A 12,381-nucleotide genomic window follows, 5' to 3' on the forward strand; every position below is an offset into this window, starting at 1 on the left:
GAAAGACCACAGCCATGAAGACCCTGCAACAGCGACTGGAGAGCCTGAGCCCCGAGCGCCTGCGGGGCATGCGGCGCGGCCTGGAAAAGGAAAGCCTGCGCGCCCTGCCCGACGGCAAGCTCGCCCTCACGCCGCACCCGGCGGCCCTGGGCAGCGCGCTCACGCACCCGCACATCACCACCGACTATTCCGAGTCGCAGCTCGAACTCATCACCGGCGTGCACGCCAGCGTCGAGAGCTGTCTGGCCGAACTGCGCGAGGTGCACCAGTTCACGGTGCGCAGCCTGCAGGCCGTGGGCGACGAAATGATGTGGGCCTCCAGCATGCCCTGCGGCCTGCCCACCGACGAGACCATCCCGCTGGGCGTGTACGGCAACAGCAACGTTGGCCGCGCCAAGAGCGTCTACCGCATGGGCCTGGGCCACCGCTACGGCCGGCGCATGCAGACCATCAGCGGCATTCATTACAACTGGTCGCTGCCCGGCGTGGACAACGACGGGTATTTCGCGCTGATCCGCAACTTCCGCCGCCACGCCTTTCTGCTGCTCACGCTGTTCGGCGCCTCGCCGGCGCTGTGTTCCTCCTTCGTCGAAGGCCGCCAGCACGAACTGCAGCCGCTGGGCGGCGGCGGCACGCTGCACATGCCGCACGGCACCAGCCTGCGCATGGGCAGCCTGGGTTACCAGAGCGAAGCCCAGGCCACGCTGGACGTGAGCTACAACGGCCTCGAAGGCTACGCCGCTTCGCTGCACGACGCGCTCACCCGCCCCTGGCCGGCCTACGAAACGCTGGGCATCCGCAACCCCGGCGGCGACTACAACCAGCTGGCCACCACGCTGCTCCAGATCGAGAACGAGTTCTACGGCACCATCCGCCCCAAGCGCGTGATCTTCCCGGGCGAGCGCCCGCTGCACGCGCTGCGCGAGCGCGGCGTCGAGTACATCGAGGTCCGCCTGATGGACCTCAACCCCTTCGAACCCATCGGCATCGACGCGGCCACGCTGCGCTTCCTCGATGTGTTCCTGCTGCACTGCCTGCTCAGCGACAGCCCGCCCGACACGCCCGACGAGATCCACGAACTGGCCAACAACCAGCGCCTGACGGCCGCCCGCGGGCGCGAACCCGGCCTGATGCTCAGCCGCGGTGGCCAGCGCGTGGGCCTGCAGGCCTGGGGGCTGGAGATCATCGAACAGCTCGCGCCCATCGCCGACGCGCTGGACGCGCAGAACGGCGGGCAGGCGCACCGCGACGCCGTGGCCCAGGCCCGCGCCGCGCTGCAGGCGCCCGAAACGCTGCCTTCGGCCCGCGTGCTTGCCGCCGTCCGACAGCAGCACAGCGATTCGTTCGTGGGCTTCGTGCGCCACCAGTCGCTGCAGACCCACCAGCATCTGGCGGGCCTGCCCTGGGCGGCTGAGCAGCAGGCGCGCTACGAAGCGATGTCCGGGCAATCGGTGCGCGACCAGCAGGCCATCGAGGCGGCCGACAGCCTGCCGTTCGAGATCTACCGGCAGGAATACGTCTCGCCCGCGCGCCTGGGCAAGCCGCACGCGCCGGTCGCCGCTGGCGCGGTGGCGCAGACAGCCGTCACACCCTGATACCCGCGCCCGCCGCGCGTGTGCAGCGCGTTTCAGCGGCGGTCTTTCAGGGTGTGAACAGACCCCAGCAGCGCACCAGGGAACATCCGAGCCCGCGCCGCCTGGCCCGTGTGCAACGCGGGCGCCCATCCCGCGCGGCTTCCACCACGACACCACGGCGCGTTTCGACGCGGCCGCAGCCCAGCGGGCCAGGGAGCACACGCAGCTCGTCTGGCGCACAACCTTCGTTGACCCCCGCTCGCCCCAGTGGCTGCTGCGCCTTGGGCGGCCCCCGCTTCAGCCTCAATCCACCAGCGGCGTGAGCACCACGTCGCTGGTCGGGTAGGCCACGCAGGGCAGCACGCAGCCGCGGGCCTTTTCTTCCGGCAGCAGGCCGGGCCATTCCACGCTGTAGCGCACCGTGCCCGCGGCCAGCTGGCCGATGCAGGCGCGGCAGCTGCCGTTGCGGCACGACGCCGGCCAGGCCTGGCCGGCGCGCAGCAGGGTCTGCAGCAGGCTGGCGTCGGCCGGGGCGGCCAGGGTCTCGCCCGTGGCGCCCAGGTGCAGGCGGTGAGCCTCGGCCGCTTGTGGATCGTTCATGGCGCCGATGCTAACCCGTCGGGCCTGCCGTCCACCCTTGTGCGACTGCCTGTTTGTTGGGCAATCTGAAGAAGACTCATATGAATCAATGGGTTGCGTGACTCTTACAGAGCTTGCCGAAACTTATGCACAAGCTTGTCCAAGCTTTGGCTGGACAAGTGGACAACTTCTGCTGCTCCACTGCCTGTTTTGCAGGCAGATCGTTGCGCTCCCTAGGGCCGCAAGCACTTGCGCGCGCCGTACAGGGTTTGCCCTGGGTTATGCACAGGCTTGTCCAGTGCCAGACGGGATAAACACACAGCACGGGGCGAGGCCCTCGCGGCCTGCTTTTCAAGGGGGGGTTGCACCGCGTTTGCCTTAAGGCGCCGTCAGCAGCGGGGGGTATCGTGCCGGGTGAAGCTTGTGACTGGAGAGACCGCATGAACCGTTTGAATGGATGGGACCGTTTTTTCCGTGGCCTGCTGGGCATCGTGGCCCTGCTGGCTGCGGTGTTCTGGCTCGGTGGCCTGGGCCAGCTGCTGGCCTACGCGGTGGCCGGCCTGCTGCTGACCACGGCGCTGCTCAACGCCTGCCCGGTCTACCGCCTGCTGGGGCGGCAGGTCCGCGAGGTGCCCGGCGCGCCGGCCACACCGGCCCGGCGCTGGGCGGTGCTGGCCGCGCTGGTGCTGCTGGCGGCGGCGGTGGGCGGCAGCTACGCCAGCGTGTTCTTCACGCGCAAGGTTTTTCTGGCCGACTTCAACGCCATGAACCACGAGTACAAGCAGACGCTGTTCCTCACCGGCAAAGCGCAGCGCGAGCAGGCCGTGGCCCATTACGACCGCCTGCTGCCGGCCTACGCCGCCTTCCGCGAACGCTACAGCGCGTGGCAGCCCTGGGTGCTGCGTGGCGACGGTCTGCTGCCGGCCGATCTGACCCGGGTGGACGCCATGCTGCAGGGCGTGGGCGAGCAGGTGCGCAGCGGCGACCTGCAGCAGGCGCACCTGGCGCTCGAAGGCGTGCGCCCGGTGTTCAACCAGATCTTCAAGCGCAACGGTTTGTCGCTGCTGTCGGTGGCGCTGGTGGACTTTCACGACGCCATGGAGCTGATGCTCGACGCCGGCAACGCCCGCGACACCGCGCGCCTGCAGGCGCTGTACCCGCAGGTGAACGCCAAGATGCAGGCGGTGGAAGCCGAGGCCGGCGACGCCGACATCCAGGCCATCCGCCAGAACCTCGATGGCCTGCTCAAGGCCGCGCAGGACGGGCAGGCCGATGCCTTGCCCGCGCGCGCCGAAGCACTCAAGAGCAGCTTTGTGAAGGTGTACCTGCAGCGCGGTTGACGCCGGGCGCGGCCGGTCAGCGGGTGTCGCCGGTCAGTCGGCGGCCCGGGCCTGGCCCCAGCAGTGGTAGGTCCAGGGCCGCGGGCCGGGCAGGTAGCCGGTGTGCAGGGCAGGGCAGGCAAAGCCGGCGGCCTGCAGCAGGGCCGGGATGTCGCGGTTGAGGTGGCAACCGCCGGCCAGCGGGCCCCACAGCGGTTGAATCCGGTCCTGCCAGCGCGCCACGCCCGCATCGGGCGCGCGGCCGTGTTCACAGAACAGCAGCTCACCGCCGGGCTGGAGCACGCGGCGCATCTCGCGCAGCGCGGCCAGCGGGTCGGGGATGGTGCACAGCGAGTAGGTGATCACCACCGAATCGAAGCTCGCGTCGGCGGCCGGGATGCGTTCGGCCGACAGGCCCAGCAGGTCCACCGGCAGGCCGGCGGCCGCGATGCGCCGGCGCGCGCGGGGCTGGAACTCCACCCCCGGGTCCAGCCCGGTGATGTGCTGCACCCGCGCCTTGTCGTAATGCGCCAGGTTCAGGCCGGTGCCGATGCCCACCTCCAGCACGCGGCCGTGGGCCAGGGGCACCACCCGCTGCCGCATGCGCGTGACCATGGGCAGGCCGCACGCGATGTCCAGCGCGCAGGGGAAGAGACCGTCCTGCCAGGGGCGCCAGCGCATGCGGTGCGGGAGCCCGGGCTCAGACCTCGCCGCCGAAGCGCTTGATCAGGTTGTCGATGTACTTCTCGACCAGTTTCTCGAACTCGCCCTGCACCACGGGCACCACGACCATCTTCATCAGGCCGGGCAGGGGCACCTCCACCTCGCCCTGGATGGCCAGGGTGATGGCGGTGGACTTCTTGTTGTCCACGATCTTCCAGCTGCCACCGACCTGGGCATTGCCCACGCCCTTGACCGGCGTCCATTTCACCGTGCCCTTGGCCTTGTCTGACACATACTTGCTGGCGTACACGGTCTGGATGTTGACCTGCGCCGTGCCCACTTTTTCCATCTCCCAGCGGTAGACGCCGTCGCCCATGTCGACCAGCTGCTCGACTTTGGGAAAATGGCCCACCGATGTCGGCACGTCCGACAGCAGCTCGAACACCTCGGCCGCCTTGGCCTTGACTTCGAATTCGTAGCCCAGATCGATCTTCACGGTGATGGCCATGTGTCTCCTCGCGTGTGGATGGGGTTGAAAATTCATTGTGGCACGCAGCCACAGCCGGTCGTCAGAGCGCCGACCCTAAACAGCGCCATCCAGAAAGAACAGCCGAATGAGCATCCAGTGGTTTCCCGGGCACATGCACCTCACGCGCAAGGCCATCGGCGAGCGCGTGAAAGAGATCGACGTGGTGATCGAGATGCTCGACGCCCGCCTGCCCGGCAGCAGCGCCAACCCGCTGATGGCCGAACTCACCAGCGGGCGGCCCACGCTCAAGGTGCTCAACAAGCAGGACATGGCCGACCCGGTGCGCACCGCGCTCTGGCTGGAGCACTACAACGCCCAGCCCAACACGCGGGCCATCGCGCTGGACGCGAGCGACACCGCGCCGGCGCGCGCCCTCATCGACGCGTGTTTTGCCCTTGCGCCCAAGCGCGGCGGCATGGTCAAGCCCATGCGCGTGCTGATCTGCGGCATCCCCAACGTGGGCAAGTCCACGCTCATCAACACCCTCAAGGGCAAGCGCGCCGCCAAGACGGGTGACGAGGCCGGCGTGACACGCACCGAATCGCGCATCGCCCTGGCCGACGACTTCTACCTCTACGACACGCCCGGCATGTTGTGGCCACGCATCGTGGTGCCCGAAAGCGGTTTCAACCTCGCCGCCAGCGGCGCGGTGGGCAAGAACGCCTACGACGAGGAAGAGGTGGCCTACGAACTGCTCGCCCACCTCAAGGAGCACTACCCGGCCTTGATGGAGGCGCGCTACAAGTTCGGCCTCACGCCCGAAGCGCTGTTGCAGACGCCCGAAGACACGCTGCTCGAACACATCGGCCGCCAGCGCGGCGCGCTGGCCAGCGGCGGCCGCATCAACACCCAGAAGGCCGCCGAGCTGGTGATCGCCGACTTCCGCAGCCTGCACCTGGGCCGCATCACGCTGGAAACGCCCGAGCAGTTTGGCCGCTGGCTCAAGGCCGGCCTCAAGGCCGACGCCGACCGCGCCGCGCGCAAGAACAAGCTGCGCGAAGAAGGCCACATCCGGCCCGAACGCAAACCCAAGGTGGATCAGCGCAAGGCGCCGCGCAAATCCCGTTGAATGTCCCGCTGAACGCTCCGCCGATCCTGCTGCACACCACCGCCATGTCCACCATCACCCCGCCCGCACACCCCGAAGCCGATCCGCGCGTCCAGGCGGTGTTCGACGACATCCGCGCCACGCGCCAGACCGACTTCATCAACAACATGTGGCGCTACCTGGCCTTCGACCCGGCGCTGCTGGAGCAGACCTGGGCCGAGGTCAAGCGGGTGATGGCGACACCGTCGAGCCTGGACCCGCTGACCAAGGAGATGGTCTACATCACGGCGTCCATCATCAACGGCTGCAGCTACTGCGTGCATTCGCACACGGCGGCGGCCACGGCCAAGGGCATGACGCGCGAGCAGCACGCCGAGCTGCTGTCCATCGTGGCGCTGGCGGCCAAGACCAACCAGCTGGCGACCGCGTTGCAGGTGCCGGTGGACCCGGTGTTCGACCGCAGCTGAGCGCGCGGCCGGTCAAGGGAGGGCTCAGCCCTCGATCTTCACGCCCTTCCAGAACGCCACCCGGCCGCGGATGTTGTCCGCCTCGGGTTTCGGGTCCGGGTAATACCAGGCCGCGTCGGCGTTGAGTTCGCCGTTGACCAGCAGCGACAGGTACTTCGCCTCGCCCTTCCAGGGGCAGGTGGTGCGGTGATTGCTGAAGGTCACGTAGGCGCGGTTGAGCGCGCTTTCGGGGAAGTAGTGGTTGCCTTCCACCAGCACCGTGTCGTCGCTCTCGGCGACCACGGCGCCGTTCCAGGTGGCTTTCATCGTGTGGGCCGCCGGCTCACTTGAACTTGTCTTTGTCCTTGCCGCGCGGGATCACCGACGTGGTCGGCGCCATGGGGCGGTCCGACGACACCGGACCCTTGGGCGCCGAGGTGTCCTTCTTCGGCTTCTTGTTCATCTTTTCGTTGCGCTGTTCCTTGCCCATGGGGATCTCCGTTGGTGGTGGGGGGCACCGCGACACGCGGCGCCTGGGGGAATGGTAAACGTGCGGCGCCGGTTTATTGAAGGCCCAGCAACGCCGCCAGGGCCGCCGTGTCCATGGCTCCGGCCTGCAGCACCGGCTGTCCGCTGGCCGACCGCGCCACGATGAAGGGCACCGACTCCGCGCCCAGGCGGTCGAGCAGGAGGGTGTTGGTCTTGATGGCGGCCTCCAGCTCGGCCGGGATGTCCGACGGTGCGCCGATGCCGCCTCCGCCGCCCAGCAGCGAGTGTTCGTGTGCGCTCATGGCCTCTTGCGGTTGGGCCGCTTGCAGCAATGCCGCGCCCTGCGGCAGGCTCTTGGCGCTGATGAAGGCCACCGGCATCCAGACAAACCGCGCCTTGGCCAGCAGCGGCTCGGCCGCCAGCCAGAGGTGGGCGCAATGCGGGCACTGCGGATCGAACAGCACATAGACCGTGCGCGCCGCCGTGCTGGCGCCCACGGTGAAGCCCTTGCCTTCGGCGGCCAGGGTGGCCATGGACTGGTCGGGCGTGATCGGGGCCTTTTTGGTGCTGTCCGTGGCCTGGCCACAGGCGGCCAGCGCCAGCGCGGCGGTGCTGGCCAGCAGGCCCAGGGTGAGGTGTCGGCGTTGCAGCATGGTGTCGTGTCGTTCGTGTGTGAAGGTTCAGCCGCGGCCGGCGCGCAGGCCCTGGGCCAGGGCGCCCGCGGCGATGCCACCCAGCGCCCACAGCAGGTCGGTGTTGCCGGTGCCCAGGCCCGCAATGGCGGGGCCGGGGCAGACGCCGCACAGGCCCCAGCCGATGCCGAACAGCGCCGCGCCGAGCACGGTGTCGCGGTTCCACGCGCTCACGTGCTGGTGGAAATAGCCGCCCAGCAGCGGGCGGCCGAGCACGCGCGGTGCCAGCTGGTAGGCGATCAGCGTCACCACCACGGCGCCGCCCATCACCAGCATCAGGCCCCAGTCCGCAAAGCGCAGGAAGCTCAACACCACCTCGGGTTGCACCATGGTCGAGAGCGAGAGGCCGAAGCCGAACAGGGCGCCGCTGGCCAGCACCACCAGCGCCACGGCGGGTGTCATCTTGAAAGACGCGCTCATGCCAGCCCCCAGAACGCCACCAGATTGGCGGTGATGAAGGCGGTGGCCATGAAGGTCAGCACCGCCAGCAGCGAGGGCCATTGCAGCGAACCCAGGCCGCAGATGCCGTGGCCCGAGGTGCAGCCATTGCCCAGCCGTGCGCCGTAACCCACGAAGAAACCACCGACCACCAGCGCCCACACGGGCACCTCGGTGTGCTGCGGCGTGCCGTCGGAAAAGCCCAGCCACCAGACCAGCGCCCCCGCGATCAGGCCGGCCGCGTACACCAGACGCCAGCCGCGCGTGTCGGTGTAGCGCGCCTGCTGGAAGTAGGGCGCGCGCAGCAGGTACGACCAGGTGGACGAGAACACCGAGCTCATGCCGCCGACCAGGCCGGTGCACACAAACAGCAGCGCCACGCCGGCGCCGATGCACAGGCCGCCCAGCAGGTAGTGCTGCCAGCCCAGGGGAAAGAGCGAGAGGGAAGTGAAGGATGCGTCCATGGCGGGGGATTATCCCGCCGCAGCCGCAGCCGCAGCCGCAGCCGCAGCCGCAGCCGCGCTGGCCGGGGTCAGGCCCGCTTGAACACCAGCAGCAGGTTGTTCGACGGCATGGGAATGCGCTGGCGCAGCCGCAGCCCGGCATCCTGCGCGCAGCGTTCAACCGCCTCGCGCTGGCGGATGCCCCAGGCCGGGTGTTGCCGGCGCAGGCTGGCGTCGAACTCGTGGTTGCTCGGCGCGGTGGGCACATCGCCTTCGAGGAACGGACCGTACAGCAGCAGCAGGCCGTCGGGCGCCAGGTGCCGGCGCGCCCCGTTCATGAGCGGCTGGCACAGGCTCCACGGCGCGATGTGCAGCAGGTTGGCGCAGAAGATGGCGTCGAACGGCTGCTCGAAGTCGCGGGCCAGGGATTCGTCGTCGCTGGGCCAGGTGGCCTGGGCCACGTCCAGCCGGCAGGGCGGGCGCACATTGCCCACGCCCGCGCGCTGCACCCAGGCCGCGATGGTGGGCAGCGCTGCGCTGTTGGCTTCGGTGGGCTGCCAGCGCCAGCCCGGCAGGCCGGCGGCGAACCAGGCCGCGTGCTGACCGGTGCCCGAGGCCAGTTCCAGCAGGCGGCCCTGGGGCGGCAGCAGGCGCTGCAACTGCTCCAGGATGGGCTGCTTGTTGCGTTCGGCGGCGGGGCTTTCGGGCAGTGCGCTCATGGGGGTGGCGGGCGGGTTTGGCCGCATTTGAGCACCGTTTCAACGCCCCGACCACCCGGCCTTTCCCTCGTGTGAGGGGGGCGGCCCACCGGGGCGGGGGCTGTTCAGCTGGCGCGCGTCCAGGCCCCGCCAGCCTGGCTCGACCGCAGCACCGCGTCCACAAACCGCACGCCCATCCAGCCGTCGTGTTCGGTCGGGAAGTGCAGCGCCAGCGGGTCCACCGGCTGGCCGCTGCGGCGGGCGGCCATGGCCTCGGCTGCGTCGGTGTAGAGGTTGGCCAGGGCTTCGTGGTAGCCCTCGGGGTGGCCGGCCGCGATGCGCGAGGCGCGCAAGGCCAGCGGCAGGCTGCCCGGCCCGCGCGGCGTGCGGATCTGCGCCGGCGCGTCCAGCGGCTTGAAGTGCAGTTGCTGCGGGTGTTCCTGTGCCCATTCCAGCGTGCCCAGCGCGCCGCTGACGCGGATGCGCAGGCCGTTTTCCATGCCGGCCGCGGCCTGTGTCACCCAGAAGCTGCCGCGCGCGCCATTGCCCATGCGCAGCAGGGCGCCGGCCACGTCGTGCGCGGTGCGCTCGGGCACGGCGCAGCCCACGTCGGCCGCCACCTCGGCCACCTCCAGCCCGGTGATGTAGCGCAGCAGCTGGTGCGCGTGGGTGCCGATGTCGCCCAGCACCAGCGAGGCGCCGCCGCGCGCCGGGTCGCTCTTCCAGGCGGTGCGGCCGGGGCCGGGCTTGGCGCGACCGCCCTGCACGTACTCGACCTGCACCAGGCGGATCTCGCCCAGCTCGCCGGCCGCCACCATGGCACGCGCCTGGCGCACCAGCGGGTAGCCGCTGTAGTTGTGTGTCAGGCAGAACACGCGGCCGGTGGCCTGCACCCGCTCGCGCAGCGCCTCGGCCTCGGCCAGGGTGTTGGTCATGGGCTTGTCGCAGATCACGTCCAGGCCGTGCTCCAGCGCCGCCATGGCCTGCGGAAAGTGCAGGTGGTTGGGCGTCATGATGGCCACCGCGTCAACGCCGTCCGGCCGCGCGGCTTCGGCCGCCAGCAGGGCCGTGGCGTCGGGGTAGCAGCGCTGCGGGTCCAGGCCGAGAGCGATGCCGGCGGCCACCGAGGCCTGCGGGTCGGACGACAGCGCGCCGGCCACGATCTCGAACCGGTCGTCGATGCGCGCGGCCTGGCGGTGCTGCGGGCCGATGAAGGAACCCGGCCCACCGCCGATGACGGCCAGGCGCAGACGGCGGCCCAGGTGGGCGATGACGGGGTTGGGGTGGGGTGTGTTCATGGCGTCTGCCTGTCAAAGTGGGGTTCAGCGTACCAGCCGCAGCAGGCCGGGCAGCAGGCGCTGCGCGACGCGGCGCGTGTAGGCGGGGTATTCGATGGCGCCGGCCAGCAGGTCCATGTGCAGCCGGGTCAGCGTGGTCGAGCCGGGGATGGCGCGGCGGAACAGGCCTTCCATGGCCTGCGGAAAGAACAGGTGGCGCAGCGCCTTGCCGTGGCCGATGGCGCGCAGCGCGGGCCGCAGGCTGCGGGTGTAGCGGGGCAGGGCGGCTTCGCCCCCTTGCAGGGCGCCGATGATGGCCTGCGCCGCCAGGTGTCCGCTTTCCATGGCGAACGCGATGCCCTCGCCGGTGATCGGGTCCACCAGGCCGGCGGCGTCACCGGCCAGCAGCACCGGGCCGCGCCCCGGCGTGGCGCGCGCGTCGCCAAACGGGATGTGGTGGCCCTGGATGCGGTAGCCCCCGCGCAGGCCGGTGCTGCGGTGCACGAAGTCCTGCAGCAGCGGGCGCATGTCGCCGTTGCGGCGCATCAGCCCGCCCAGGCCAATGGTGAGGGTCTCGCGCTTGGGGAAGATCCAGGCGTAGCCCCAGCGCACCTCGCCGAAGTGGATTTCGGGGTCGTCCACGCGGCGCGACACCGCCTCGCGCGGGATGTCCGTTTCCAGCGCGAAGCCGATGCCGTGGGGGTCGAAGCAGCGGCCGAACAGCGCCTTGGCCGCCACGCTGTTGACGCCATCGCAGCCGATCAGGTGGTCGTAGCCGATCACCGCGCCCGAGCGCAGCGTGCAGGTCTTGCGATCCAGGTCGATGCCCTGCACGCCGTCGCCCAGCAGCGCCTGTGCGCCGCGTGCCTGCGCGCGCTGCAGCAGCAGGTGGTCGAAATGCCGGCGCTGCGTGAAGCACAGCGGGTGCTCGCTCTGGACCGCGTTGAGCAGCTGGTGGCTGTGCATCAGCCGCATGCCGTGGCGCTGCACCTCGAAGCTGTCGCCCCAGCCGTCGCCGAAGATGGTTTCGTACTGGCGCTGGCTGCGCAGTGTCAGCAGGCCGCCGCACAGCTTGTGGCGCGGGAAGTGGGCGCGGTCGACCACGGCGGTGCGCACGCCGGCCTGCGCCAGCGTCGCGGCGGCGGCCGAACCGGCGGGGCCGCCGCCCAGCACCAGGGCTGTGAAATGCATGTGAGGATCGGGTTGTGTTCAGGGGAAGCTCGGTGAGCGCGCCAGCACTGTACCGCCCCGCCGCTGTGCCCGGCCGCCCGGCCGGGCACAGCGCTTACAGTCGCCGCATGCCCCTGACCCCCGCCACACCGCCGGCACACGCCGGCCACGAGCACGCCGTGTCTCGCCTGCGCGCCACCCGCCTGGCCGCCAGCAGCAAACCCTTTGTCGCGCGCGGGGCCAACGCCCAGCGCTGTCCGCGCTGCCGCCTGGCCACGCACCTGTGCATCTGCGCGCTGCGCCCGCAGGTGCCCACCCACGCCGGCGTGTGCCTGCTCATGGGCGACATCGAAACCCTCAAACCCAGCAACACCGGCTGGCTGATCGCCGACGTGGTGCCCGACACCTGGGCCTTCCAGTGGTCGCGCACCGAGGTCGAGCCCGACCTGCTCGCCCTGCTGGCCGATCCGCAATGGGCGCCCTGCGTGGTGTTCCCGCCCGAATACGCGAAGCCCGGTCGCGCCGTGGCCGAGGTGTTGCCCCCCGCTGCCGCCACAGGCGATGCCACGGGCAAGCGCCCGCTGTTCATCCTGCTCGACGGCACCTGGAGCGAGGCGCGCAAGATGTTCCGCAAGAGCCCTTATCTGGACCTGTTCCCGGTGCTGGGCCTGCACCCCGAAACCGCCTCGCGTTACAGGCTGCGCCGCTCGGCGCAGGACCACCACTTCTGCACCGCCGAAGTGGCCGCGCTGTGCCTGGCGCAGGCGGGCGACGTGCGCGCGGCCGACGCGCTGGACGCCTGGTTCGACGTCTTCAGCGCCCACTACCTGAGCATGCGCCGGCAGCAGCCCGTGCCGCTGGACAGCCCGGTGCACCAGCGCCTGTACGGCGTGCTGGCGGGCTGAGAGGCTGAGAGGAAATCGGTCATGCCCGCCTTGGCGCCCCAAAACGCCGCCTGCGGCGTTGCAAATGCGCGCCGTAGCCGGAGCTACGGCTGTGCTTTGCGCCTTGCCGGC

At 70.3% G+C, this 12,381-nt stretch carries 16 protein-coding genes; 5 read left to right on the top strand and 11 right to left on the bottom strand.

Features of this window, described 5'->3' with window-relative positions:
• The first annotated feature begins 14 nt into the window (after window positions 1-14).
• Window positions 15-1,595, top strand: coding sequence for a glutamate--cysteine ligase (gene gshA / locus RMP09_RS20675; protein WP_310567855.1), 1,581 nt, complete (start codon window positions 15-17; stop codon window positions 1,593-1,595).
• Window positions 1,596-1,877: 282 nt separating this feature from the next.
• Here the strand turns inward: gshA and RMP09_RS20680 are convergent, their stop codons facing one another.
• A complete protein-coding gene (locus tag RMP09_RS20680; RefSeq protein ID WP_310567856.1) occupies window positions 1,878-2,174 on the bottom strand; it encodes a 2Fe-2S iron-sulfur cluster binding domain-containing protein in 297 nt (98 codons plus the stop codon).
• Between the two features lie 419 nt (window positions 2,175-2,593).
• Between RMP09_RS20680 and RMP09_RS20685 the strand changes: the two genes are divergently transcribed.
• Entirely contained in the window at window positions 2,594-3,493 is a 900-nt protein-coding gene (locus tag RMP09_RS20685) for a DUF2892 domain-containing protein (RefSeq protein ID WP_310567857.1), read from the top strand.
• A 33-nt stretch (window positions 3,494-3,526) separates the two neighbouring features.
• On the opposite strand, the gene RMP09_RS20690 is transcribed toward RMP09_RS20685, so the two are convergent.
• On the bottom strand, window positions 3,527-4,153 hold the full coding sequence (locus RMP09_RS20690) for a class I SAM-dependent methyltransferase (protein WP_310567858.1): 627 nt from the start codon (window positions 4,151-4,153) through the stop codon (window positions 3,527-3,529).
• 19 nt (window positions 4,154-4,172) lie between these two features.
• Window positions 4,173-4,643 (bottom strand): SRPBCC family protein, encoded by a 471-nt coding sequence (locus RMP09_RS20695; RefSeq protein WP_310567859.1) that lies wholly within the window; start codon window positions 4,641-4,643, stop codon window positions 4,173-4,175.
• 106 nt (window positions 4,644-4,749) lie between these two features.
• On the opposite strand from RMP09_RS20695, the gene ylqF reads away from it, so the two are divergent.
• Together ylqF and RMP09_RS20705 are read left to right on the top strand one after the other, a co-directional pair.
• On the top strand, window positions 4,750-5,733 hold the full coding sequence (ylqF, locus tag RMP09_RS20700) for a ribosome biogenesis GTPase YlqF (RefSeq protein ID WP_310567860.1): 984 nt from the start codon (window positions 4,750-4,752) through the stop codon (window positions 5,731-5,733).
• Between the two features lie 44 nt (window positions 5,734-5,777).
• Window positions 5,778-6,179, top strand: a complete 402-nt coding sequence (locus tag RMP09_RS20705) for a carboxymuconolactone decarboxylase family protein (RefSeq protein ID WP_310567861.1) — start codon at window positions 5,778-5,780, stop codon at window positions 6,177-6,179.
• 24 nt (window positions 6,180-6,203) lie between these two features.
• Here RMP09_RS20705 and RMP09_RS20710 read toward each other — a convergent pair whose 3' ends face one another.
• From RMP09_RS20710 to RMP09_RS20745, 8 genes are all read right to left on the bottom strand, one after another.
• Entirely contained in the window at window positions 6,204-6,485 is a 282-nt protein-coding gene (locus RMP09_RS20710; protein ID WP_310567862.1) for a DUF427 domain-containing protein, read from the bottom strand.
• Window positions 6,486-6,501: 16 nt separating this feature from the next.
• Window positions 6,502-6,648 carry a hypothetical protein gene (locus RMP09_RS20715; protein ID WP_310567863.1) on the bottom strand — a complete coding sequence of 49 codons (147 nt, stop codon included), beginning with the start codon at window positions 6,646-6,648 and terminating at the stop codon, window positions 6,502-6,504.
• A gap of 73 nt (window positions 6,649-6,721) precedes the next feature.
• Window positions 6,722-7,300 (bottom strand): thioredoxin domain-containing protein, encoded by a 579-nt coding sequence (locus tag RMP09_RS20720; protein WP_310567864.1) that lies wholly within the window; start codon window positions 7,298-7,300, stop codon window positions 6,722-6,724.
• 27 nt (window positions 7,301-7,327) lie between these two features.
• A complete protein-coding gene (locus RMP09_RS20725) occupies window positions 7,328-7,759 on the bottom strand; it encodes a DUF6691 family protein (RefSeq protein ID WP_310567865.1) in 432 nt (143 codons plus the stop codon).
• Window positions 7,756-8,241, bottom strand: coding sequence for a YeeE/YedE thiosulfate transporter family protein (locus tag RMP09_RS20730; RefSeq protein ID WP_310567866.1), 486 nt, complete (start codon window positions 8,239-8,241; stop codon window positions 7,756-7,758). Before RMP09_RS20730 ends, RMP09_RS20725 begins: the two co-directional genes overlap by 4 nt.
• A 68-nt stretch (window positions 8,242-8,309) precedes the next feature.
• A complete protein-coding gene (locus RMP09_RS20735) occupies window positions 8,310-8,939 on the bottom strand; it encodes a DUF938 domain-containing protein (RefSeq protein ID WP_310567867.1) in 630 nt (209 codons plus the stop codon).
• Window positions 8,940-9,043: 104 nt separating this feature from the next.
• Window positions 9,044-10,216, bottom strand: a complete 1,173-nt coding sequence (locus RMP09_RS20740; RefSeq protein WP_310567868.1) for a Gfo/Idh/MocA family oxidoreductase — start codon at window positions 10,214-10,216, stop codon at window positions 9,044-9,046.
• Between the two features lie 24 nt (window positions 10,217-10,240).
• A complete protein-coding gene (locus tag RMP09_RS20745; RefSeq protein ID WP_310567869.1) occupies window positions 10,241-11,386 on the bottom strand; it encodes a geranylgeranyl reductase family protein in 1,146 nt (381 codons plus the stop codon).
• Window positions 11,387-11,493: 107 nt separating this feature from the next.
• Between RMP09_RS20745 and RMP09_RS20750 the strand changes: the two genes are divergently transcribed.
• Window positions 11,494-12,270, top strand: coding sequence for a tRNA-uridine aminocarboxypropyltransferase (locus tag RMP09_RS20750; protein WP_310567870.1), 777 nt, complete (start codon window positions 11,494-11,496; stop codon window positions 12,268-12,270).
• Window positions 12,271-12,381: the final 111 nt, after the last annotated feature.

Source organism: Hydrogenophaga sp., from assembly GCF_031426985.1.
Lineage (GTDB): Bacteria > Pseudomonadota > Gammaproteobacteria > Burkholderiales > Burkholderiaceae_C > Hydrogenophaga.

Excerpts from the sequence above, each read along its gene's own strand:
- gshA (WP_310567855.1), top strand. The coding sequence starts at position 15 with ATGAAGACCCTGCAACAGCGACTGGAGAGCCTGAGCCCCGAGCGCCTG.
- RMP09_RS20680 (WP_310567856.1), bottom strand. The coding sequence starts at position 2,174 with ATGAACGATCCACAAGCGGCCGAGGCTCACCGCCTGCACCTGGGCGCC.
- RMP09_RS20685 (WP_310567857.1), top strand. The coding sequence starts at position 2,594 with ATGAACCGTTTGAATGGATGGGACCGTTTTTTCCGTGGCCTGCTGGGC.
- RMP09_RS20690 (WP_310567858.1), bottom strand. The coding sequence starts at position 4,153 with ATGCGCTGGCGCCCCTGGCAGGACGGTCTCTTCCCCTGCGCGCTGGAC.
- RMP09_RS20695 (WP_310567859.1), bottom strand. The coding sequence starts at position 4,643 with ATGGCCATCACCGTGAAGATCGATCTGGGCTACGAATTCGAAGTCAAG.
- ylqF (WP_310567860.1), top strand. The coding sequence starts at position 4,750 with ATGAGCATCCAGTGGTTTCCCGGGCACATGCACCTCACGCGCAAGGCC.
- RMP09_RS20705 (WP_310567861.1), top strand. The coding sequence starts at position 5,778 with ATGTCCACCATCACCCCGCCCGCACACCCCGAAGCCGATCCGCGCGTC.
- RMP09_RS20710 (WP_310567862.1), bottom strand. The coding sequence starts at position 6,485 with ATGAAAGCCACCTGGAACGGCGCCGTGGTCGCCGAGAGCGACGACACG.
- RMP09_RS20715 (WP_310567863.1), bottom strand. The coding sequence starts at position 6,648 with ATGGGCAAGGAACAGCGCAACGAAAAGATGAACAAGAAGCCGAAGAAG.
- RMP09_RS20720 (WP_310567864.1), bottom strand. The coding sequence starts at position 7,300 with ATGCTGCAACGCCGACACCTCACCCTGGGCCTGCTGGCCAGCACCGCC.
- RMP09_RS20725 (WP_310567865.1), bottom strand. The coding sequence starts at position 7,759 with ATGAGCGCGTCTTTCAAGATGACACCCGCCGTGGCGCTGGTGGTGCTG.
- RMP09_RS20730 (WP_310567866.1), bottom strand. The coding sequence starts at position 8,241 with ATGGACGCATCCTTCACTTCCCTCTCGCTCTTTCCCCTGGGCTGGCAG.
- RMP09_RS20735 (WP_310567867.1), bottom strand. The coding sequence starts at position 8,939 with ATGAGCGCACTGCCCGAAAGCCCCGCCGCCGAACGCAACAAGCAGCCC.
- RMP09_RS20740 (WP_310567868.1), bottom strand. The coding sequence starts at position 10,216 with ATGAACACACCCCACCCCAACCCCGTCATCGCCCACCTGGGCCGCCGT.
- RMP09_RS20745 (WP_310567869.1), bottom strand. The coding sequence starts at position 11,386 with ATGCATTTCACAGCCCTGGTGCTGGGCGGCGGCCCCGCCGGTTCGGCC.
- RMP09_RS20750 (WP_310567870.1), top strand. The coding sequence starts at position 11,494 with ATGCCCCTGACCCCCGCCACACCGCCGGCACACGCCGGCCACGAGCAC.